The sequence below is a fragment of the Vibrio sp. HS-50-1 genome, from assembly GCF_024747315.1.
Classification (GTDB): domain Bacteria; phylum Pseudomonadota; class Gammaproteobacteria; order Enterobacterales; family Vibrionaceae; genus Vibrio; species Vibrio diabolicus.
The window spans coordinates 125,387-147,958 of record NZ_JAMPZF010000048.1 but is presented as its reverse complement, the minus strand read 5'-3'; the positions used below and the strand labels follow the sequence as shown (position 1 = coordinate 147,958).

The following is a 22,572-nucleotide window of genomic DNA, read 5'->3' as shown; positions in this document are numbered from 1 at the left end:
AAAGAACTTCCTAACCTTATAGACGGTCAAACAACGATAGATCATTGATCTTTACATAGCTCGCTTGCGTTGCTTGCAAAGCCGCCATGTAATTGCTCAAGCGTACCGATGCTTCACCGTAATCCAGAGCTGAGAGGTCACCTGATACTTTATCGACGAACAGTTTATTCTCACCATGAGCACCGCCAACCAAATCTAGGTTATTGTGTCGGCCACCAATCTCCGTCATCGTGCCAAGTACGCTTGCCAACGTATCATCAATGGCACTCAGGCTTGCGTCCACTTCAGCTTGGAAATTCGGACTCGGGTTCTCAAATTCTGTAATTAGATTATTAATTTGATCCAGTACGTTTTTGCCGCCACCAAGGTCCAAAATGTCCTTTGCCGTCATGTTGGAATCCATCGTTACGCCTTTCGCAATCGTCACGACACGTTTATCGCTGTTGCCCTCGATGACATAACTACCGCTTGCACTGTTTATAGCAGGGGTGTCAGTTTTGGTGCCTGAAAATAGGTAATGTCCTTCTTCATCCTGAGCATTGAAAGACGACTCAATTGAATCACGATAGCTCTTTAGCTCCGTGATCATACCGGTACGGTCTTGATCAGTCAGTGAGCCATTCGCGCCCCATAATGCAATATCACGCATGCTCATTAGGCTCTCTTTCACTGAGTCTAAATGTGTTTCTTGACTCGAAAGCGTGGTTTTGACGTTTGCGATATTGTTTTGATATTGGGCGATGGCACTGTTTTCACGATCCAAATTAAGCAGCTTAATCGATGCCATTGGATCGTCAGATAGTTTAGTTAGACGCTCACCTGTCGTCATTTGTTGTAGCACGTGCCCCAGACCTGCATTGTTACCTTGCAGGCTTTGCAGCATCATTTGGCTAAATTGATTGTCACTGATTCGCATCTGGGTTTCCTTTAGAATAACTGCAATACAGAATCGAACAGCTGATTCGCTGTGCTGATCACTTTCATGTTGGCATTGTGTGCATTAGCAAACGTCATTAAGTTAGCCGCTTCTTCATCACTGTTAACGGCACTCACATTGTCACGAGCCGCATGTGCTTGCTTGTTCATGGCTAACTTAGCTTGGTAATCGGCGTCTGCTTGGCGTGCTTTAATCGCGGTTTGACCCACCATAGAACTGAATGCGTCATTCAAACTCACTGAGCCATAGCCAGTCACAGAAACAGGCTTGTTGCTTAAATTAATCAACGACTGCAATACATCCGCATTACCTGGCGTACCATCACTTGAAAACGCAAGCTCACCTGGAGTCAACTCAGTGATATCCAAACTTGCCGCTGGGTTGGCAGGGTCGTAGCTGAACAATGGTTTACCTGGGTTACCATTTAAATCTTGTCCAGTAGCGAGCACAGCGTTGTATTCATCCGCTAATGCTTTCGCCATGTCATTCAAAGCCAATTGGTTTGGTTTTAATACATCGGTTTGATAATCGTTAATCGCACCTAATTTGCCACCAAGAGAGTCACCAATCGCAAAACTTTGGCTTGAGAATGTTACGTGTAAGTCTGCTACGTAAGGGTCACTAGGATCTGGAACGGCTGCGAGTTTGCCATGGTCCGTGCCCATAACAAGTGGCTGACCAGAGGTCAACGTTACCTGAACACTGCCGTCAGGCTGTTCTGTTGTTCTGATTTCGATGGTTTGAGATAACTCGCCGATCAATTTATCTCGTTCATCCATAAGTTGCGATGGGTTGCCGCCTGTTCCTTGCATTTCAACCAGCTGCTTGTTTACCTTCGCGATGTTTTCCATGAGGCTATTCGCGTGGTTGAGTGCCGCATTACGCTGGTCGCTCATATCTTTATGTTGGTTGTGCAAAGACTCGGTCAACGTATTAAAGCGGCGCGCCAACGCTTCAGATTCGTTGATGATTTGTTGACGGTAAGGGATCGACTCAGGCTTAACCGTAGCATCGTTAAGCGCAGCGTTTAGAGAGTCCAAACCAGCAGAAATACTGAAGCCATCGGCCCCTAGCGTATTTTCCAATTGGCTCATGTTGCTGGTGTAGCCAGAAGCGTACGCCGCCATACTGTTAGTGGACCACGTTTGCTTAATCAGAAATTGGTCTGTAACGCGGCGAATGCTGGTGACCTCTACCCCTAAACCAGGGCTTAAGCGGTTGGCTTTTCCGTCATCAACTGATGCCATCAACGCTTGTTGACGGCTGTAGCCCACAGTATTCACGTTCGCCACGTTTTGTGCCGTTACGTCTAAGGCCACGCGGTTCGCGCCTAAACCTGAAAGGGCAATATTAACTAGGTTCATTTACAGCTCCATTTTCCTGATCAACGGCTGAGAAAACGCGGTAGTCATACCGGCTTCACCGAGCACCTGTTTTACAGAGGCGACGGCTTGAGAGGCGGTATTAAATAAGCTTGAGTTCCTCTCAATCTCGTTAGCATCAAGCTGTGAGATAGATTCAGAATTCGCACCTTTACCATCGTTTGCAGATGAGATGTTACGCGCAGCATCAAAGGCGACTTCGCGCATAGAGGGGCTAAGTTGCTGGATGAGCATATTGGCAATGCCAGAGCTCTGCTTTTTTGCCAGTTCCATTGCCAGTTGCCCATCGTACATATCGCGGAAAACACCTTGCTGCTGGCTTGCAAACGGGCTGTCTTTATCCGCTAGAACATCGCTGCTGCTGCGCATTTGACGCAGCACCATTTGTAAAAACATCGCCTCAAATTGACCCGCCACGACTTCAAGCGCGCCTTCCTGATCTCGACTCTGCTTGATGTTGGCAAGTGCGCTGTTGTCGTGATACAGCATCGAATTCAGTTGAGTTTGTTCATTGGTACTGTCTAGTTTCATCCTTAACTCCTTAAATCACGACCAATTCAGCGTTCAATGCACCCGCTTCGCTCAGTGCTTGCAGGATAGACATTAAGTCAGTAGGTGTGGCACCTAAGCTGTTTATCGCAGTCACAATAGTGTTGAGCTCCGTGCCTGGAGGCCAAATCACCATTTGAGCTAAATCTTCGTTCACATCAAGATCCGTTTGGTTAACGACTTTCGTATCGCCATTTGCAAACGCATTTGGCTGACTGACTTGTTGTGATTCAGAAATTCGCACGGTTAAGTTGCCGTGGCTCACTGCCGCCTCACTCACTTTGACGCTCTTACCGATCACGACCGTTCCCGTACGAGAGTTAAAGACAATTCGAGCTGGCTTGCGGCCTTCCACGACGCTCATTTCTTCAAGCATCGACATCATCACTACGCGCTGTTGGGTATCTTTTGGCGCACGCATATCAATGCGCGCTTTATTGATCGCAACAGCAACGTTAGGCCCAAAAGTGTTGTTGATTTCACGCGCGATATTTTTTGCCGTTGTGAAGCTTGGTTTACGCAGGTTTAAGGTGACTTCATCACGCTGGTTGAAATCAGTTTTGATTTCTCTCTCTAACGTCGCGCCATTCGGGACGCGACCTGCCGTTGGCGTGTTAACTTCGACTTTGGAGCCACTTCGCCCTTCTGCAGATAAACCGCCCACCACGACGTTTCCTTGTGCAATGGCATACACTTCACCATCAATACCGCGTAAAGGCGTCAACAATAGCGTACCGCCACGGAGGCTTTTCGCGTCACCAATTGAAGACACGACCACGTCCAAAGTTTGTCCGGGGCCCGCCATTGGATCAACGGTTGCTGTCACGCTCACAGAAGCCACATTTCGTAGCTTAGGGTTCATACTGTCATCAATTTGAACCCCAAACTGACGAAGCATGTTGGTGATAGATTGAGAAGTAAATTTCACTTGGTTTCGGTCACCCTGGCCAGCTAAGCCAACCACCAAACCATAACCAACCAATTGGTTTTCTCGAATGCCGCGTACATCGACCAAGTCCATGATCGGAATTTCCACTTCAGCATGTGAAGTGGTTGGTAATCCCAAGGTCAACACCAATAGGAAAGACGTAAAGAAAGATTGCATTGTCTTCATTAGAAAGGTACCCATGGGCTGTTGAAGAATTGAGTTAGCCATCCGGCTGCGTTGCTGTCAGCCAGAGCTCCGCGACCTGCGTAGGTAATTCGTGCATCAGCAATTCGTTGAGAAGAAACTTGGTTGCTGCGATTAATATCATCCACACGAACAATGCCAGTGAGACGAATAAACTCATCTCCCTGGTTAAGGCGCAGCCATTTTTCGCCACTGATACGCAATACACCATTAGGTAACACCTCGTGTACCGTTACGGTGATAGCACCTTGTAGCTTGTTACCCTGTGAGCTTGAAGCGCTGCCATCAAAGTTGCGGCTGCCATCGACACTAACCCCTAACTCATCGAACGTTTTCGTTCCTATGGTCGGCGCCGCGAAGTTAACCGCTGAGCTTTTGCCAAACTTAGTACCCGCTTTTTTGCTCGATGAGGTTTCTTCTGATAGTTGAACCGTTAACACATCGCCAACTCGGTAAGCACGACGATCCTGAAACAGGGTCATCGTGTATTGGTGACGATAAAGGCTACCAGACTGGGTTTCCGGCAACGTGTAATCGAGCGTTGGTGGTGCATATTCCTCAGCATTTGGCTCAGGCGGAATAAATTCCTGACGGCCGGCACATCCCACCAGCAACACGGCGGCTACTGCCCAACTCTTAGAAAGCCATTTCATTGCTTTTTCCTTCATCATCACCAATTTCATACTTACATTGATTGCGAAACAAACTTCAGCATGTCATCTGCAGCAGAGACCACTTTCGCATTCATCTCATACGCACGTTGAGTCGTGATCATGTCGACCATCTCTTCCACTACTTGTACGTTTGAACCTTCCAATGCACCTTGCTTGATGAGGCCTGCGCCATCTTCACCAGCAATCAGTTCATCTGCCGGGCCGCTGGCTTCCGTTTCACGGAACAAGTTACCCCCCACGGCCTCTAAGCCTGCTGGGTTAATGAATTTTGCGAGAGTGATTTGACCAAGCTGCTGTGGCGTTGGATCGTCCGCCGTCGTTGTTGTTACCGTGCCATCAACACCAACAGAGAATGAAGAGGCATTATCTGGGATCTGAATTTGTGGCTCTAACGGCAAGCCTTGGCTGTTAACCATCAAGCCTTCAGAGTTGACATGGAACTGACCATTACGTGTGTACATGATCTGTCCATCCGAGTTTTCGATTTGAAAGAAACCCTGTCCCATAACGGCAAGGTCCAACTCTTGTGTTGTATTTTGAGTGTTACCTTGCGTAAACACTTTTTGCGTGCCAACTACGCGAACACCGCTACCTAGCTGAATACCACTTGGCAACTCGTTAACTTGGTCTACTTGAGCACCAGGTTGACGCTGAATGCTGTAGAAAAGGTCTTCGAATACAACTCGGTCACGCTTAAAGCCAACTGTATTTACGTTCGCTAGGTTGTTAGAAATGGCAGTCATCTTCGTGTCCTGCGCTGCCATGCCTGTTTTACTTACCCATAATGCTGAATGCATTTTTTATTACTCCTTGCGGGGCGAGATTTATCTCGCCGCCATTAATTTATTACCAGCTTGTGCCAACGTCTCGGCCGTTTTCATCATGCGAACTTGCATCTCGAAGTTACGCGTTAACGACATCACGCTAATCAACTCATCAATGGCAGATACGTTACTGCCCTCAATGTGCTCAGGAGAAAGTTGCACCGTTTCATCGGCAGCGAATGGCACGCCATCTACACTGTGCAGTAGGCTGTCACTCTCTTTTTGAAGTTGGTTCATTTCTGGTTTAACCAACTTCAACGTTCCCGCGACGATTTCTGCGCCACCACCTGGTGGAATCACGGATACTTGACCACGCTCGCTGATTTCAATCTTTTGATAATCAGGCACAACCAAAGGCCCATTTTCACCAAGAACAGGGAAACCATTGATGGTCATGGCACCAAAAGTGTCGACTTGGATATTGCCCGCTCGCGTGTACGCTTCGTTACCCGCAGGGGTTTCTACAGCAAGATAACCCTCACCCATGATGGCGACATCCAACGGGCGTCCCGTTTTCATAATGTCGCCAGAATCAAAACGCGTTGAGGCAGAGTTGGTCACAACCATAGTGCGACCATCAAAACCTGGGCCTTGCATTTCTACACTGCGCACGCGCTCCATATCCGCTCGGAAGCCAGCAGTATCAGCGTTTGATAAGTTGTTTGAACGCACGTGCTGAGCCTTAAGAACTCGACTCGCACCTGACGTTGCAGTAAATAACAAGCTATCCATGCAAAACTCCCATTACACCGCGTTAAACAAAGCTTGAGTTAGCTTGTCGCTGGTAGAGATGGTTTTCGCGTTTGCTTGGTAGTTACGCTGTGCGGTCATAAGCGCCACAAGCTCACTGGTTAGGTCAACGTTAGAACCTTCTAGCGCACCTGGGGTTAAATCACCCAACGTACCTGAACCAGGGACACCCGTGATTGGCGCACCAGAGCTGAAGCTTTGAGTCCACGCCGTACCACTCACTTTTGCTAAACCTTGTGTGTTGGCGAAGTCTGCAAGTATAACTTGACCTTGCAGCTGTGATTGGCCGTTATTGTAGGTCGCGTAAACCATGCCATTACCTTCAACGCGTACACCTGTAAGCTTACCGGATGTGTAACCATTCGGGCTGTTAGTACTTACGCCGAATTTCGCACCAAACTGCGTGCTGCCTTTCAAGTTAATGTCGACACTCATCGCGTTTGCGCCTGCCGCAGGGAATGAAACATTAAACGGAGCCGTCGGTGAAGAAAGCGAACCGTCTTTGTCAAACGTTACTGGCACCGTTGTCACTGGTGTTGCGCCACCATCCACTTGAACATTCACTTCCCAAGAGTTAGAAGCGGTCTTAGTGAAATACTGGGTTACCGTGTGCGAGTTGCCCAGCGAGTCATAGACTTTTGTGGTGTAAGACGTATTGAATGAGTTTGAATCGTCCGGATTGAACGGCGTTACCGTTTTATCAATGGCAGACACACTTGCATCAAAGTTTGCAACAAAATCAACACCGTCTGTCGCTTTTGCACTCAGTGATGACGTAGATACTTGGATATTGCCCACAGAGCCTGTCATCAGGTTGTTGTTGCTATCCACACTGTAACCTTGCAGTTTTGCGCCACTGTTGGCCGTAATAAAGTTGTCCTTATCCCTTGAGAATACACCTGAACGCGTGTAGAGCGTTTGACCCATGTTGTCTTTAGTGACAAAGAAGCCACCGCCGTTAATTGCTAGGTCCATATTACGGCCTGTCCCTGAGATACTGCCGTCTTTGTCGAAGTTCTGTGAAATTGACGCGACTTCTACACCACCAGGTTGCATGCCGTTGTATACTGCGGAGAATTCTGTGCGGCCACCTTTAAAACCATACGTTGATGCGTTGGCAATGTTGTGACTGATTGTGTTTAGCTCTGTGTTGGTCGCGTCCAGACCACTTAGTGCGATGTTAAAACTCATAAAAAGACCTCTGATTTCCCTATTTGGTTAAGCACCAAACTGAGTGATTTGATAGAAAGGAACGTTGCCAACGCCATGGACATTGACTAATGCTGCGCCGCCAGTATTTGGAATACGCACTTGCTCAACAGTGCCAGCCATGAGCACATTTGGACTTGCTTGCCCTTCTTGCACTTCTACTGCCACTGAGTATTTGCCTGGTTTAAGACCAAGTTCTTCAGGATTAATTGAAAAGTCGACGTCACCTTTGCCGTGAGCACCTAATGGCACTTTAGTAGATTGACCAAACTCATCTTTCACAACTAACGTCACTTGGTTTGAGCTATGAGCGAGTTCGATTTTTCCGTTCTGTACGCCTTCACCAAGATCAAATTCGTTGGAATTGACGTAAACCGTTTGCCCAACAAGGCCCGCTGTTGATAGCACTTGCATGTTGTTCAGTAACACCATGCTCTGTTGCATTGTCTTAGACATATTCTCGGTACTTTGTACCTGCGAGAACTGAGCCAATTGACCAACGTATTCCGTACCATCAAGGGGATTAAGTGGGTCTTGGTTTTGAATTTGAGCCACCATCAAAGAAATAAACTCATTCTCCAATGAAGAAGCACTGTTCATGTCTTTAGGGTTTGGTGAGATACCGTTGCTGTCTTTTGCTTTTGTATTTACTGGAGCGTCAGACGATAAAGGGGTGTATTGTGCAATACTCATTAGCTGCCCTGCCCTAATCTAAGCAGACCTTGCTGCATACTTTTTACATTGGCTAATACTTCAACATTCGTTTCGAAGCTGCGTGTTGCGGACATCATGTCTGCCATTTCAGCAACTACATCAATATCTGGGTAAAACACATAGCCTTCATCATTAGCCAGTGGGTTGTTCGGCTCAAAACGCTTCTCTGCATCTCCAGCATTTTTAACAACGTCAACAATGCGAACTTCTGCATTGGGATAAGCTCCATTTTCTGTTGTCATTTGCGTTTTTTGGTACACAGTCGCAAATACTGGCTTAAGCGCTTTATAAGCGTCATCTGGATTTGCAGACACCGCGTCCGCATTAGCTAAGTTACTGGCGACCGTGTTAAGACGCACAGTTTGTGCTGTCATCGCGGATCCAGTGATCGAGTAAATATCAGTGAATGACATAATTAACGTCCCTCAATCGCTTTCGTTAAGCCATTAAATTTCATGTTGAGAAACGTCAGGCTAGTTTGAAAGTCCATGTTGTTTTGCGTGAATTTCGCTTGTTCAACACCCAGTTCTACAGTGTTGCCATCTTTGCTGTTCTGGTAAGGCACCGAGTATTGGGCCTGAACCTGAAACTTAGGCACTGGTTTGTTCACACCGCCTGCAGCCACCTGGTTCATTACGGTGGTGAAACTTAGGTCTTTCGCCAAATACCCAGGGGTGTCAACATTTGCTAGGTTACTGGCAAGGACTTTGGTACGCTGAACGCGAAAATTAAGTGCCTCTGGATGTACACCTAAAGCATTTTCAAATGTGATCGCCATGCATCTTCCTTACAGTTGGCTCGAATACGCCAACATACAAACAAGATGCGTGCCATAAAAAATAGTTATATATATCAATGATTTACAAACAAGGATGGAAGCCAAACTTCCGGCTCACGGAAAGCATTAAAAGCAAGGGGAAAGTGCTTACTTCCTCAACATTAATGCTAACTCTGCTTGCTCTAATACCAGGACAAACTTTCGCCAACACCTCTGGCAGAACCCTAAGCGTTGAGGAGATAAAATCCGTTGTAGCAGAGCATTTCAAACAAGAAGTGGCCCAAAATGCTCACTCTAACCAGTGGGGAGAATACCAACTGGATTTCGACATGTGGGTACCAGGCTCGGCGAATCACCTACCTGAGTGTGAGTCGCCTCTGGTCATCACTGGTCGCGACAATCAAGCGTTGCCAGTTGGAAACCTTAAGCGCTCAGTAAGTTGCGATGACATCGATTCACCCTGGCGAATTAACGTCACGATAAAATCTTCTCTGACACTGCCTGTCTTGGTTGCCACAACCACGGTCGGTCGAAATGAAGTTGTGACTGCCAAGCACGTTAAACTGGAAACGCGCACCATCTCGCGACAAGACGATTTTTATACTCGCCCAGGACAAGCAATAGGCTTAGAAACCTCTCGCCGTTTACGCGCAGGGCAAGTGGTCAACCCATCCAATTTATCGGCTCCACCTTTAATCGAAAAAGGCAATGAAGTCATAGTGATTGCGAGCAAAAATGGATTTAGCGCCAGCACGAAAGGAGTCGCCTTAGAAGATGGTGCGAAAGGGCAACAAATTGAAGTAGAAAACCTAAGTTCAGGCAAGGTCATTAGAGCTGTCGTAACCGGGTTAAACCAGGTTCATACTCAATTTTGATTTTGGACTCAGAGTAACATTTTTTAATTTTGGCTCTCGTCAGTAACGCTGAATTTCGAGTACAAAAAAATATTTAATGTTTATCACATCCTAACCGCCTACTTAATTTAGAACATGATGATGAGGACCACAGCATGAAAATCGACAAAGTCGCGGGCGGTCATGTCCCACAAACAAAATTACAGCAAGCAAGCAAACAGCCTGTCGACGTCGTCGAACAGAGCAAAGTACACGAGCCTGCATTTCAAGCGAATACAGTAGCGATAGATCGCGCTCAAGCTGAAATGGCATCACTACCTGATGTTGATATGGAAAAAGTAGAACAAGTACGTAACGCATTAGCGCGTGGCGAACTTAGCCTAGATACCAAAGCACTATCAAAGGCGATCATGCAATTCCATACAGGTCACGAGTAATAACATACTAGGAAGAGATCATGGCAAGCGCAGTATCGCAGCGAATTCAACAATTTATTCGCTCAATACCTGAGGATATCAAGCTCTATCAACAACTTATCCCTTTGCTTCAACAGCAAAAAACGTTGTACTTAAAGTTTGATGGGGAGGCACTGAGCAATAATGTTCAGAAACAAATGCCAATACTCAATAAACTTAGCCGCTCAGCCAGTGATAGAAGCCAGTGTATGCGAGAGCTGGGGTTAGCGTGTAATGACGCCAGCGTAAAACGAATTTTCAATGCTTTGCCTGCCCAAATAGGTATGCAAGCTAGAAAACAATGGGCGCTATTGGAAACGTTGGTAAGTCAGTGCCAACAATACAATCAGAGCAATGGCCACAGCTCTGCGGCGTTCCATGAGTTGGTCAGTCAACTCAAACAACCTGTGCAACACACTTATGAAGATAAATCGTTCTAAACGATGTTCGTCTTGCCTACAGATTCAGTCGCCATCTCGGCTGAGTACTGTAGGCCTTTTTATTTTTATCGCCTTACTATCCTGCCTTTCAATCACCTGCCAGGCGAAACCAAGCTCAGCTGATATTCAAACGCAATATCAAGTTTTAGCCCCATACAAGCCACAAATTGCCAAGCGTCTCGATTCATCCAGTCCGGTGATTCATCACATTTTCAAACAACTGCAAAGCCACTCTTTACCAAAGAGTCTAGCCTTAGTGCCAATGTTGGAATCCTCTTACAACCCCAAAGCCGTTTCTCATGCCAACGCCGCCGGACTTTGGCAACTGATACCAGCAACAGCTCAACGATTCGGGTTGACTGTAGATACAAAACAAGACGATCGCTTTGATACAGAAGCAAGCACAGCTGCAGCACTCCAGTATCTGACGTTTTTATACAACAAATTCGATCAAAACATGGCGCTGACATTAGCGGCCTACAATGCAGGCGAAGGGCGTGTCGCACGCGCTATTCAGCGAGCAGGCAGTAACGACTTTCAGAAGCTCACACTACCTAAAGAGACTCGCCAATACGTTAGTCGATTCTTCGCGCTGGAAAAGTTGATAGATATCGGTCAGTTACAATCCTCATCATTTCAACCTTTACTCTTATTTGCTTCAGATGCTCCGATGGTTTCGCAACCGCTGATCGACTTTAGTCCACTACCTCCGTTGGTCAATTTGTGATAAAAATCACGACAAAATCCAATGTCAGAAAAACGTAAAATTACAAGATCGTGTTCGGCCAATTTGAAAACTCGTGATCTCTATGCAAACGTGTGCAAAAAAGTTGAGGTAAGGTATCTCAAAGATAAGAAAGAGTAGTGGTTTATTAAAAGGTACCCAAATTGCGCTTGCCAATTGGGTAGATATGCGTCACATTGCGTTTGCAAAAAACATGAAAACCAATGGTTGGACCTAATAATTATTTACACACTAAATGTAAAACAGCTATTGTTTTCATAGTTCGAAACAAATTTAAAATATCAAGATGACGCTTCGCTTGCGCGTCTGGAATAAGTCCGGGTTCCGGGGGGGAGTCCGGACTTTTTTTATCGATTTAAAAGCTGACCTATTAACAGAACAACGAGTAGGTAAGTCACTATGAGGCAAGCTAAGTTATTTATAGTAATTCTTTAGAAATCAACTGAAGCAAAAACGTTTCGCGCTCGATGCTCATGCCTTTTTTCGGGCTTTCTGCCATGGTCTTTTCATTGTGCGCTATCGCTTCGTGAATGTTCATCCATACCGGACGCATTCCATTTTTAACTTCATAGTCTTCATAAGCCGTTTCGCCTAACTCACGATCGATTTTACATGTATAGCAATACGATACCATGTGCATTACGTCAGCGTCGTCTTTGTACCAAGGACGAAACTCCTCAAAGATTCCGAAAGGCTTAATACCATGGATATTCTGCGCGCCGGTTTCTTCTTCTAGTTCACGAATTAGTCCAGCAATCACATCTTCACCATCATCAATACCACCACCAGGCAAAGTGTAGTCATGGTAACGCTCTGTATAGAGCAACAACACATCTTCACCATCTAGTACGATGGCACGTGCCGCATTGCGCTGGAAAATAATTTTGTCGTCCAAGTGCTCAATGTCCGGATGAACGGTCGATTTTAAGTGTCTCATCGAAAATACCACTGTCATGTTTTGCGCGCATATTACCGAACTTCACGCTTTAAATCATCGTTGTCGGTCCAAATGCGTTCAAGACATTGGTTTGAACGCAACGGTTCTAACCTTCGTAACAATCCGCAACAAATAGAAGTGTGACGTGATAACCAGTAAAAGATGAGAATATCTAAATTCTTATACGTCCCTCTTACTTTTAACATCGATAAGACAATAATCTCTGAAAGTTGCCTATAATCAATACAATACTCGCCCACCCCATGCGGAGATAAAGAATGAAAAAGACAAATTTAATGATGGCTATGGCTGCAACGTTGGTACTGGCTGGTTGTTCAACTTACGAAGGTGCCACTCGCTCGACTGAGTATACCTCCGTCGCAAATCCTGCAGCCGTTTACTGTGTTCAGCAAGGTGGTGAGTTGGATACCGTTTCGGAAAATGGAGAACGTGTGACTTACTGCGTGCTGTCTGACGATAACCGTGTCGAGCAATGGGAATACTATCGCGACAATCATAAAGAAAGTGAGAGTGGCGACTACTAAATTTTTTTGTCGACACATCAGATTCCCTCTATCACTTAGGAGCCTTTAGGCTCCTTTTTTATTTGATTTATCAAAACTTTCTCACTTCATTTTTACATACCTCTGACTTTACCGCACATCGATACTATATCGAACAGTGTTCTATTCTTGACACTCCTCTGACATAACTTTCCACTTGGACAATAAAATCCCAAACACAGATCACACTAATTCACATTTCTTCCACATTTTCTGGAACAGGTGAGCAAGATGAAAACACAAATAGTAAAAGAAGCCGAGTCAGCCCCAAGCAACGTTGTTACTGAAGAGTCAAAGCGCATCATTTATAAATCGAGTTTAAGCGCTTTGATGATTGTCGCTATCAGTATTCTCGTTAACCTCAGTCTTCGCCTTGATTATGTCGTGTTGGGTTCAAGCCTTGGTGAGCTTTCCATAACAGAAACACTCCAGCTTGTGATGCTCGCGATTGCATCATGGTCATTTTTTAGCCTATCTAAACAACAGCCTCAGCTAAAGCATGCGGCCATTTTGATTGCCGGCTTTTTCGCGGTGCTCATTATTCGTGAAACAGATTATTGGACAGACATGATTCGTCATGGTTCTTGGGTTTTCCCTGCGCTCGCTCTCACCGCACTGGCTTGCGCCAAAGCTTACCAAGGTGGTAAAGGTACCATGAACGAAATGGCGACCATCTTAACGGTGCCCCACATGAAACTGTTAATTGGTGCCGTGATGCTATTGTTGGTCTTCTCTCGCTTGTATGGCATGGGCAGTTTTTGGCAACAAGTGATGGACGAGAACTACATCCGTGATGTTAAAAATATTTCGGAAGAAGGCATGGAACTCCTTTGCTACTGTTTGATCGCATTGAGCGCAGTCCGTACAAAACGCGAACTTAATGAATAGACTCAGGATCCAAGCGGCGGTTCAATGCAGTTAATATCGGATGAACGATCCTTAACGCTTGTTCCGCAGCTCCTACAGATTCATCCAAGGCCGTCATTTCGACGGCCTTTTTCATGTCTTCAATCTGTTGCAAACTATCTTTATCGAGTGGTAAAGCGAGCAATTGCTGAATGGCATGTCTCGCGATCATAAGCGGCTTCTTTCGGACAACCGATAAGTCTCGTAAAAATGCTCCCTGCTTGACCCCTTCTAAATAAACTCGGTAAGTCGTGAGTTCATCCAGTAATAAAAATGCCGCCGCCACAGGCCCTTTATGTGGGTATGGTACGCTGATATGTTTGTTGATATCCAATGGTAAGTTGAGAGTAACGCCCATGGATGCGCACTCAGATTTTAGTACTCGTAATAATCCCTGCTCATCCATCAAGGTTTGGATTTCTATGATTCGCTCAAGGTGGTAGTCATTCGACAACAAGGTGACCTCAACCGAACGCGCTGACCATAACTGGAACAAACCACTATCACACAAAACGCGAGAAGCGTAACGCATGTTCTGGAACGTATTCAAAGATCGATTTTCTAAAAGTATTTGATGTTCAGGGAACGGATGCACAGCGGCCGCATTTAGAGATTTAAAATAACTGTACATTGCATCTGCTTCAGAAATGCATTGGCCTTGCGTTAATCCACCACAAAAAATAATCGCCGTTCGCTCTGTCGGCAATGACGCAATCGCATTAGATAAGGCTTCGACTCTTGTTACCCCCTCAACGGTCAATCTGCTATTGACGAGGCGTTTACCTAAAACGATGACCACATTGTCTAACTTCATTTCAAAATCTCGCGCTTAGTTGGCAGTGTTACAAAAATCTTCTTTCACTCCCGGCCTACAGGCTTTAACATCTAGTTAACAACACTGTTCTAGAGACCTTTATAAAGGTTCACTGCTAAAGGAAGTCAATTATGCTGTCGATTTTCGATATATTTAAGATTGGTGTCGGGCCTTCTAGCTCCCACACTAATGGTCCTATGCTTGCCGGATTCCATTTCACTCAACTAGTTAGCGACTCTATGGCGAAAGTGCATCGGGTGCAAGTGGACCTTTATGGCTCATTATCGCTCACTGGGAGAGGGCACCACACAGACCGAGCCACTGTCCTTGGTTTGATGGGAAATAAACCCGATACCATTAAAATGAGTAGCGCTAAAAGTGCGCTACAAAATACTATAGACAACAACACGCTGCTGCTCGCTGGTACGCACCAGATTGAGTTTAGCTACGACCATGACATCGTCTTTCATAGTGACAACCTTCCCCTGCATGAAAACGGAATGACGATTACTGCACTAGACGCTGCGGGAGACCAAGTGGCGTTTGAAATTTATTATTCCATCGGAGGCGGATTCATCGCCACCGCTGACGAACTAGAAAACGGCACGCAACAAGATGAAGTCGCGGTACCATTTCCTTTCACATCAGCGGATGAGATGCTGGAAAAAGCCGAGACTAACGGTTTTAGTTTGGGAGGTATGATTCTACAAAACGAACTGGCATTCCGCTCAGATGAAGAAATTAGCCAAAGAGCAGAACAAATTTGGAAAGTGATGTCGCTCTGCATGCAACGTGGTTTCGATACGGAAGGGATTTTAGAAGGTGGTCTCAATGTCACTCGTCGTGCACCAAACCTTTTGAAAAAGCTCGAAGCCAACGCTGCAGTTGAGAATGATCCAATGGAGATCATGGATTGGATTAACCTCTTTGCCTTTGCGGTTAGCGAAGAAAATGCAGCTGGCGGACAAGTCGTTACTTCTCCAACTAATGGCGCTGCAGGGGTGATTCCGGCCGTATTGATGTACTACCATCGCTTCATCAAAGAGCTTGATATTAAACAGCTGAAAGATTTTCTCGCAGTCGCTGGCGCTATCGGCATCTTATATAAAACTAACGCGTCAATTTCCGGCGCCGAAGTGGGTTGTCAGGGAGAGGTCGGGGTTTCTTCATCCATGGCAGCCGCTGGTTTAACGGCGCTCAGAGGCGGCAGTAACGAGCAGATTTGTATTGCTGCGGAAATTGCGATGGAGCATTCATTAGGAATGACTTGTGACCCGATCGGCGGCTTGGTTCAAGTGCCTTGCATTGAAAGAAATGCCATGGGCGCAATGAAAGCCATTAATGCCTCACGTATGGCATTAAAGCGCACGAGCAAATGCCTTATTTCATTAGATAAAGTTATCGAAACCATGTATCAAACTGGTAAAGATATGAACAAAAAATACCGTGAAACTTCCTTAGGTGGCTTGGCCGTCATTCATATGGCACCGCCATGCGAATAGTCAAATAAGCCCGCTATATCATTGCTGGCGATGCACTTCGTCAGCAATTTCCTTTCTCGCAAGACCTCTTTTTATTTACCAGCAATCCTATAAACTCCCTTCGGTCTCAATTAGTAACAAATACAAAAAAATTAAACAAAAACAGAATTAAGCACTGCTTTATTCAAATTGATCCAGAACAACACATTAGCATTTAGCCACCTAAGCATTAGAAAATATAGTGCAGCATTTCCACGTTATGCGACAATTATTTCAATACTCAATCTTTCGTTTCATTACTATTTAATAGAAATAACAATACCTACCTTTCTCCGCTAATGTGAGTACAAAATTATGTGGAATAAACTCAATAAATCCATGATGTTCTGCCAAATGATGTTTGGCTTATCATTTTACGGTGTATTAGTAAGTCTAACTCGATTTTTTCTAGAGGATCTAAATTACAACGAAGCCGATACGATGATGATCGTTGGTGCTTTTTCGGCGATCGGGCCACTTTTCGCGATTGCGGGCGGCTTTATTGCAGATAAGTTTTTAGGCGCTTATCGCTCACTTTCTATCGCATATTTCGCTTTTGCATCCGGTTACGTATTACTCGTGTTGGGGGCTTCTGCTTCTAACGTTCCACTTTCAATGTGTGGTATTGCGCTCGCCAGTTATGGCCGCGGCCTGATGTCACCCTCTTACCCTAGCCTCTATAAACGAACGTTCAAATCACAAGAAGATTTTGAAAAAGGATACCCAATCAATTATTCAGTGAATAATGTTGGCGCCTTTTTAGGTCAATATTTGTTCCCAATGATTGTCCTTGTGATCGGCTTTAATGGCGGTTTTACCATCTCTGCTGTTATGGCAGCAGCGGCATTGATCATGCTATTGGTATTCCGCAAAGATCTTGTTGGCGTAGCCTCTGAGCTTGATCAAAAAACCGTAAGTTTAAAAAACTGGGTACTTTTTGCATTGATTTCATTGGCAATGATCGCGTTGGTATTTTTCATGTTTTCAAACATGGATATTGGCCAAAATATCGTATACGCCATCGGAGGGGCGGCGATCGCATACTTCATATCTCTGATGCTTAAAGCAAGCAAAGCTGAGTCTTTGAAGATGGGGACCATCTTAATTGTGACCTTGCTGACAACCTGTTTCTTTGTTTACTACGGACAAATGATGACCTCGATGAACATGGTTGCTATCAACACATTAAAAGGCTCTCTATTTGGTTTTATTCCGCTCGAACCAGAAGCAGCAATGGCAATGAATCCGCTTTGGTGTATGGTTGGTGGTCCTATCGTAGCTGGCTTTTTTGGGTTGCTGGAAAAGCGCGATATCTACCTCTCTACCGCGACAAAAATCGCCTTGGCATTTGTACTGACCGCGATAGCGTTTGGTATCTTGACGTTTGCCGTGACTACCGTGGGTGAAGATGTCGTGATCATGCCAGAAATCTTTCTCGCTATTCACTTCTTCCAGGCGATTGCAGAAGTCATCGTGGGTTCGATGGTCGTAGCGTTTATTCTTTCCGTCGCGCCGAAGCACATCGAAAACTTCTCTGTGAGCCTATTTTCTGTGGCAATCGCATTGAGCGGTATTATTGGTGCTGCATTTTCAACCTCTATCGCGTTAGAGAAAGGACAGACCATCACACAAGACATTGTACAAAACGTATATGGTGATTATTTCCAATTACTCACTGTCCTTGCTGTTGTCATGGTCGCTATCGCAATGGCAGCGTCACTCATTATTCGCAAGATGCTTGATGCGGCGAAAGAAAGCGATACTCAAGCGCAACCAGTCGAGATCGAAGCTGGGGTTGAAGTTCAAAGCTGAGTTTGATGATTTACCTATCTCAAAATATAAAAAATGCCGCGATATTCGCGGCATTTTCTTAACAACAACATGTTCGATTAATCACGTCGACCACGAAGTTCAATTTTTTGTGTAGCAGCATCCGTATGGATGATTACCCCGCCATAGGCCGTTTCATTCCGACCTTTCAGCGTCAGTTGAGAATCTGCTCGCTCGACGTCAACCTGATTTTTCGTAGCCATCGTCATATCAATCGTGCCCGTGTATGACCCATCGCCAGCTAATGCTATGTTTGTTGAGCAAACCATCAAACCAAGTGCGATTAATTTTTTCATACGTCACCTCTGTTTTTGTTCTTACTTTCTTTCGATGAAAAAACTGTAACAACAGAAACGTGTTCATACGAGGAAAGTCATCATTTACCAAATGGAAATCCAAACCACTAAATTGATATGACCAAGCCTATTTGCTGTCCACCGTCGCCTTCAATAAACCATAAGATACGACAGCATGCTTAAATTGACCGAACGTTGTCTTTTGTTCAGCAATCCAGAGATATGATTTCTCGGCAGAAGACAAATGAGACGATGTATGAGCATTAATCTGGACATTCAAAACGTATTGGTACTAAAACGGATGTATGAGTTACGTAGCGTCCGATTGGTGGCAGATTCACTCGGAAAGACATCAGGATCAATCAGCAAAAACCTGACAAAAATGAAAGCGCAGCTCGATGACCCTTTGTTCATTCAGACTAAAAATGGCTTTGAACCGACCGCTTTTGTCGAGGCGAACATGCCACATTTTGAACAAATCCTCACCAGTATTGATTCCATCAAACCACAGAGTTTTTCACCCGCTCATTTTGACGGCTCGATCACTATTTATGCGAATACATTGTTTTGGGATTACTTTGGTGACAAGTTTTACTTAGAATTACTAAAACACGCCCCAAAAGCAAAGTTCGCTTGTTTACGTTGGGGGAGCGACGCGAAAAAGCGATTAACTGAGGGTGAAAACGCTATTGCGATTCATTATTTTGATGAGGATCTTCCGCAATCAATTATTCAAAACGAACTAGGTCGAGGAAAAGCAGTATTTTTTGTTCGAGATGAGCATCCCGCTCAACATTTCCAAGAGCTAGAAAACTACCCCTTTTTACTTTTCAAAACGCCGGGATGGAACGACTACCGATACCCGTTGTTGGAAAGGCTCAATCATATGGGGTTCAGAACCACACCTAAGGTAGAAATTGAACACCCAGCGATGATTCAAAAAGTGCTCCTACAAACGGATCATTTTGGTATAACCATGAGTGGACATGTGCCTAAGGGCTGCCGAAGTATCGCGCTTCCTGGCGGGTTAGAGCTTGATGTTCGCTACGTGATGAGCTGTCGTCGATCACAACAGCAAGCCCCGATAAACCAGTGGCTATTCAATGTCATTAAAGATATCACCCAGCCCTAACCTAAAAGTCCTAGGGTGATGACTTGTCTATGTTTTCTTAGGTACTCGATATCGTTGAGGTAAGCGGTATGATGGCAATCTTCTAGGTTCGCTTGAAACCTATCATCACCTTGAGCTGCGACCCCTCTCATATAATCAACTAATGCGGAGAGTCGATGTGTCATCACCTCCACGAGCTCTTCCCGTTCCAATCTCGAACACCCATAAGCGTCACAGAAGAGTTTTGCACGCTGAATTTGTTGCTCCAAACAGCCCATTTTATCGTGCTCATCGGTTTTAAATGGTGCCCAACCATAGACCGAAAAAGCGACATCCCAAACTCTTGGTGCCGGATGTGCCGTATCAAAATCAAACACACCAACGACAAACTCTCCATGGAGTGCCACGTTATATGGCATGAAATCACCATGACAAATCACCTCTTGTGGTGTTCGTGGTGGCAGCATCCAGTGCATCGTTTCATTTTGATATTGCTTAAGGAAACCCTCAGATGCATCGTGCATATCGCGTAACATTTTTGCCGCAGATTGGAGCGCGGAAACAGAAGCAATGTTGCCAATCAATGGATAGTTGTCAGTCTCTCCTTCGACATAGCTAACCCACTCTTTTCCTTTCTCAATACCAACCGCTTTAGGGCATGCCGTAAAGCCTCGTGAATGAAGATAGGTAAGTAGCTGATGGATAGTCATCGTCCAATAACTGGCAGGACGAGATATCAAATTCCCTTTTCGATAGATGGCATTTTCTCTACCGCCTTGCATTGTTTCCATAACAGTATCCTGTGTGGATTAAGCGCGCATCAGATAACGTAAAGCTAGATCATCATACACTCAAAGCTTTTAGAGAAGGTTGACTGACCCTATAAGAAACCGCGCATTTTGTTAGGTAAATCGCAAGAATAAGTACCGCTGTAAAAATAGACCGTAAAACATCAAAGGCCTTGTATTAACCATTGGGCAAAGGTGTTTACGTGTGACTTTTCTGATGCCCTAACCATCATATAGTGTGCGCCGGAGCTGGGCATACGCCAATCTCCGATTTGTACTAATATCCCTTGTTGCAACTCATCCTCAACAAGAAAGTCTCTCACCAGTAAGACACCAAGTTGATTAGTTGCAGCTTGAATAGCAAGCAATGAATGTTCAAATTCGGCTATCACTTTGCTTGCCTTGATAACCTTGGTACGCAAACCATACCTGCCAAGATTCATGATAACCGCCGGTGCAAATTTTAGGTGTTTGAGACAACTTCGTGAGGTCATCAATCGGATTTAACTGAATAAAGCCGGGGCTTGCTACAACGATCCAGTTTTCTTGGGTAAGCTGAATAGCTTGTTGCTCTTGCCAATCGCCATCTCCGTTAATAATTTCTATATCTGCTATCGCACTGGCGTTTGGAACCGTATTCGCGGTTGTCGAGATCTTAAAGGAAACATCTGGAAATTGACGCTGAAAATCGGCCAGCCTTGGCATTAGCCATTGCGAGCAAAAACTGTGGGCGACATGTAAGGTAATTTGCTTGTTCTGTGGGCGAGTAAATAAATGATGGGTCGAGGTTGATAAATGATGGGTCGAGGTTGATAAGGTTTGAAGCACATGGTTAACCACAGGCCAGTATTCTTTTGCTGAGCTGGTCAGCGTAAGGTGCGTACCCTTGCGCTCGAATAATGTTGCATTTAACTGCAGTTCTAGCGATTTCACCTGCTGACTGACGGCCGCACGGGTCACATTTAGCTCCTCTGCGGCTTTAGTGAAGCTCTGTAATCGCGCCGTGGCTTCAAACGCTCGGAGCAAATTAAGCGGCGGTAAACTTTGCATAACACTCTCCCAAATACTTGGTAGCCATGGTATGAACTGGTGATGACAAATTGATGAAAGTGCTGAGTTTGTTAAGCGGGATCAAAAAAGCCAGCGTGATACACGCTGGCTTTTGGAACTGTCTCTTAAGCAGGAATTATTCTGCTTTCTCAGTGGTTTGGTATTCAAACGCAGGGACAACTACTTCAACACGACGGTTCATTTGACGACCTTGACGTGTTTCGTTGCTTGCTACTGGGTTAGCTTCACCCATACCTTTCACTGTCATACGCTCAGCCGCAATACCTTTTGCTTGGAACTCGTCAGCAACGGCTTTCGCGCGTTTTTCTGTAAGTTGCTGGTTGTACGCAGCAGAACCCGTCGTATCACTGTAACCCGTGATCTCAACTTGAGCTTGTGGGTAAGTGTTCATCAGATCAACGGTACCAGAAAGGGTCGATGCATCTTTCACTTCTGCACTTTCTAGGTCGAATTGTACTGTCGCTGTTGTTTGAGCAGGGTAAACATGCTCAACAATACGTGTTGCAGGGCGTGTTTCTACTACTTCCTCAACCACTTCTTCTTGAACTACTGGCTCAGAGCCAAACTTGTAGTTAAAACCAATACCGAAGAAATCTGAATCCATGTCTTCAATCACGTCATCAGACATATCTTGGTAACGTTGGTATTCAGCACGTAGGCTCCAGTTGTAGTTGATTTTGTACTCAGCACCTAGAGAGCCTGTTGGTACGAAATCTTTTTCGTCACCCGCCATCATGTATGCAGCACCAACTTTCGCGAATAGATTCCAAGAATCTGTTAGCGGTAGGTTGAATTTAGGAGCAAGAGTCAACGCCCAAAGATCACCGTCAACGGTGTTTAGGCCCGGCTTTTTGAAGTTTGCAGTGAAGTCACCAAGGTAATCAACACCGTACTCTGCTGCAACGTACTCGTTGAAGCTGTAGCCCAGGTGCATAGATGCTGCAAAACTGTCGTCGTCACAAGGTTCGTTTAGGTAACACGCATCATTTAGAGAGTTGTAACCTACTTTACCGCCCATGTAAGTGTCAGCAAGTGCAACGTTTGAGATCACACCACCAGCAAGTACAGTAGCCACTGCTATAGCGATTTTTTTCATTATTCTTTTCCTTTTTCTTGTACACAAAGCAACACATCGAGGCAGCATACTGCCGTAAAATATGAAGCCGTAACTTTCTCTTTTCTTCGAACAGAAATAGCTAAATAGCGTAGGAAAGAATCAAAAAATGATATTCAAACGCCAATGACGTAAACGGAGAAAGATAACCTCAAGACCATCTATTCATGAGCTTCATC

General features: G+C 45.2%; 25 protein-coding genes and 1 pseudogene. 9 read left to right on the top strand and 17 right to left on the bottom strand.

What is annotated here, in order from left to right; all coding sequences use genetic code 11:
• Nucleotides 1–16: 16 nt before the first annotated feature.
• From flgL to flgB, 11 genes are read right to left on the bottom strand one after another with little or no spacing between them, the layout of a single operon-like run.
• Nucleotides 17–916 (bottom strand): flagellar hook-associated protein FlgL, encoded by a 900-nt coding sequence (gene flgL, locus NDJ01_RS20040; protein ID WP_005395290.1) that lies wholly within the window; start codon nt 914–916, stop codon nt 17–19.
• 11 nt (nt 917–927) lie between these two features.
• Entirely contained in the window at nt 928–2,301 is a 1,374-nt protein-coding gene (gene flgK, locus NDJ01_RS20035; RefSeq protein ID WP_005395291.1) for a flagellar hook-associated protein FlgK, read from the bottom strand.
• Complete coding sequence (locus NDJ01_RS20030) at nt 2,302–2,850, bottom strand: rod-binding protein (protein ID WP_258587215.1); 549 nt, start codon at nt 2,848–2,850, stop codon at nt 2,302–2,304.
• Between the two features lie 10 nt (nt 2,851–2,860).
• Nucleotides 2,861–3,982, bottom strand: coding sequence for a flagellar basal body P-ring protein FlgI (locus tag NDJ01_RS20025; RefSeq protein ID WP_053808116.1), 1,122 nt, complete (start codon nt 3,980–3,982; stop codon nt 2,861–2,863).
• Entirely contained in the window at nt 3,982–4,653 is a 672-nt protein-coding gene (flgH, locus tag NDJ01_RS20020; RefSeq protein WP_005395295.1) for a flagellar basal body L-ring protein FlgH, read from the bottom strand. The genes NDJ01_RS20025 and flgH overlap by 1 nt, the downstream gene beginning before the upstream one ends.
• A 32-nt stretch (nt 4,654–4,685) precedes the next feature.
• Complete coding sequence (gene flgG / locus NDJ01_RS20015; RefSeq protein ID WP_005395297.1) at nt 4,686–5,471, bottom strand: flagellar basal-body rod protein FlgG; 786 nt, start codon at nt 5,469–5,471, stop codon at nt 4,686–4,688.
• Nucleotides 5,472–5,498: 27 nt separating this feature from the next.
• Nucleotides 5,499–6,230, bottom strand: a complete 732-nt coding sequence (gene flgF, locus NDJ01_RS20010) for a flagellar basal-body rod protein FlgF (RefSeq protein WP_006741308.1) — start codon at nt 6,228–6,230, stop codon at nt 5,499–5,501.
• 12 nt (nt 6,231–6,242) lie between these two features.
• On the bottom strand, nt 6,243–7,439 hold the full coding sequence (flgE, locus tag NDJ01_RS20005) for a flagellar hook protein FlgE (protein WP_257081006.1): 1,197 nt from the start codon (nt 7,437–7,439) through the stop codon (nt 6,243–6,245).
• Nucleotides 7,440–7,466: 27 nt separating this feature from the next.
• On the bottom strand, nt 7,467–8,150 hold the full coding sequence (gene flgD / locus NDJ01_RS20000; RefSeq protein WP_053808118.1) for a flagellar hook assembly protein FlgD: 684 nt from the start codon (nt 8,148–8,150) through the stop codon (nt 7,467–7,469).
• A complete protein-coding gene (gene flgC / locus NDJ01_RS19995; RefSeq protein WP_053808119.1) occupies nt 8,150–8,584 on the bottom strand; it encodes a flagellar basal body rod protein FlgC in 435 nt (144 codons plus the stop codon). The genes flgD and flgC overlap by 1 nt, the downstream gene beginning before the upstream one ends.
• A 2-nt stretch (nt 8,585–8,586) precedes the next feature.
• Nucleotides 8,587–8,949, bottom strand: coding sequence for a flagellar basal body rod protein FlgB (gene flgB, locus NDJ01_RS19990; protein ID WP_005395306.1), 363 nt, complete (start codon nt 8,947–8,949; stop codon nt 8,587–8,589).
• Nucleotides 8,950–9,026: 77 nt separating this feature from the next.
• On the opposite strand from flgB, the gene flgA reads away from it, so the two are divergent.
• From flgA to NDJ01_RS19970, 4 genes are all read left to right on the top strand, one after another.
• Nucleotides 9,027–9,824, top strand: coding sequence for a flagellar basal body P-ring formation chaperone FlgA (gene flgA, locus NDJ01_RS19985; RefSeq protein WP_258587214.1), 798 nt, complete (start codon nt 9,027–9,029; stop codon nt 9,822–9,824).
• A 134-nt stretch (nt 9,825–9,958) separates the two neighbouring features.
• Nucleotides 9,959–10,240, top strand: a complete 282-nt coding sequence (flgM, locus tag NDJ01_RS19980; protein WP_006741305.1) for a flagellar biosynthesis anti-sigma factor FlgM — start codon at nt 9,959–9,961, stop codon at nt 10,238–10,240.
• Between the two features lie 20 nt (nt 10,241–10,260).
• On the top strand, nt 10,261–10,698 hold the full coding sequence (gene flgN, locus NDJ01_RS19975; RefSeq protein ID WP_006741304.1) for a flagellar export chaperone FlgN: 438 nt from the start codon (nt 10,261–10,263) through the stop codon (nt 10,696–10,698).
• Nucleotides 10,679–11,425 carry a lytic transglycosylase domain-containing protein gene (locus NDJ01_RS19970; RefSeq protein ID WP_258587213.1) on the top strand — a complete coding sequence of 249 codons (747 nt, stop codon included), beginning with the start codon at nt 10,679–10,681 and terminating at the stop codon, nt 11,423–11,425. The genes flgN and NDJ01_RS19970 overlap by 20 nt, the downstream gene beginning before the upstream one ends.
• A gap of 436 nt (nt 11,426–11,861) precedes the next feature.
• Here NDJ01_RS19970 and NDJ01_RS19965 read toward each other — a convergent pair whose 3' ends face one another.
• Nucleotides 11,862–12,380 (bottom strand): NUDIX hydrolase, encoded by a 519-nt coding sequence (locus NDJ01_RS19965; RefSeq protein WP_258587212.1) that lies wholly within the window; start codon nt 12,378–12,380, stop codon nt 11,862–11,864.
• A gap of 278 nt (nt 12,381–12,658) precedes the next feature.
• On the opposite strand from NDJ01_RS19965, the gene NDJ01_RS19960 reads away from it, so the two are divergent.
• Nucleotides 12,659–12,925: a DUF333 domain-containing protein gene (locus NDJ01_RS19960; protein ID WP_005395313.1), complete on the top strand. Its 267-nt coding sequence runs from the start codon at nt 12,659–12,661 to the stop codon at nt 12,923–12,925.
• Nucleotides 12,926–13,174: 249 nt separating this feature from the next.
• On the top strand, nt 13,175–13,831 hold the full coding sequence (locus tag NDJ01_RS19955; protein WP_258587211.1) for a hypothetical protein: 657 nt from the start codon (nt 13,175–13,177) through the stop codon (nt 13,829–13,831).
• On the opposite strand, the gene NDJ01_RS19950 is transcribed toward NDJ01_RS19955, so the two are convergent.
• Entirely contained in the window at nt 13,821–14,663 is an 843-nt protein-coding gene (locus tag NDJ01_RS19950; RefSeq protein ID WP_258587210.1) for a YdcF family protein, read from the bottom strand. The two genes, NDJ01_RS19955 and NDJ01_RS19950, sit on opposite strands and share 11 nt — an antisense overlap.
• A 131-nt stretch (nt 14,664–14,794) precedes the next feature.
• Here NDJ01_RS19950 and NDJ01_RS19945 point away from each other — a divergent pair, with 131 nt between their 5' ends.
• Together NDJ01_RS19945 and NDJ01_RS19940 are read left to right on the top strand one after the other, a co-directional pair.
• A complete protein-coding gene (locus tag NDJ01_RS19945) occupies nt 14,795–16,165 on the top strand; it encodes an L-serine ammonia-lyase (RefSeq protein WP_005395319.1) in 1,371 nt (456 codons plus the stop codon).
• A gap of 333 nt (nt 16,166–16,498) precedes the next feature.
• Nucleotides 16,499–17,995: a peptide MFS transporter gene (locus NDJ01_RS19940; protein ID WP_005395321.1), complete on the top strand. Its 1,497-nt coding sequence runs from the start codon at nt 16,499–16,501 to the stop codon at nt 17,993–17,995.
• 77 nt (nt 17,996–18,072) lie between these two features.
• Here the strand turns inward: NDJ01_RS19940 and NDJ01_RS19935 are convergent, their stop codons facing one another.
• A complete protein-coding gene (locus NDJ01_RS19935; RefSeq protein WP_046873848.1) occupies nt 18,073–18,309 on the bottom strand; it encodes a hypothetical protein in 237 nt (78 codons plus the stop codon).
• Nucleotides 18,310–18,565: 256 nt separating this feature from the next.
• Here NDJ01_RS19935 and NDJ01_RS19930 point away from each other — a divergent pair, with 256 nt between their 5' ends.
• The gene (locus NDJ01_RS19930; protein WP_164665386.1) at nt 18,566–19,441 is read left to right on the top strand and encodes a LysR family transcriptional regulator; all 876 of its coding nucleotides are present in this window, start codon (nt 18,566–18,568) and stop codon (nt 19,439–19,441) included.
• Here the strand turns inward: NDJ01_RS19930 and NDJ01_RS19925 are convergent.
• The 3 genes and pseudogenes from NDJ01_RS19925 to NDJ01_RS19915 all read right to left on the bottom strand — a co-directional run bounded on the left by NDJ01_RS19925 (nt 19,438) and on the right by NDJ01_RS19915 (nt 22,375).
• Nucleotides 19,438–20,211 carry a phosphotransferase enzyme family protein gene (locus tag NDJ01_RS19925; RefSeq protein ID WP_258587209.1) on the bottom strand — a complete coding sequence of 258 codons (774 nt, stop codon included), beginning with the start codon at nt 20,209–20,211 and terminating at the stop codon, nt 19,438–19,440. The two genes, NDJ01_RS19930 and NDJ01_RS19925, sit on opposite strands and share 4 nt — an antisense overlap.
• A 161-nt stretch (nt 20,212–20,372) precedes the next feature.
• Nucleotides 20,373–21,258: pseudogene (locus tag NDJ01_RS19920) on the bottom strand (LysR substrate-binding domain-containing protein).
• Between the two features lie 136 nt (nt 21,259–21,394).
• Nucleotides 21,395–22,375, bottom strand: coding sequence for an OmpA family protein (locus NDJ01_RS19915; RefSeq protein WP_005395330.1), 981 nt, complete (start codon nt 22,373–22,375; stop codon nt 21,395–21,397).
• Nucleotides 22,376–22,572: the final 197 nt, after the last annotated feature.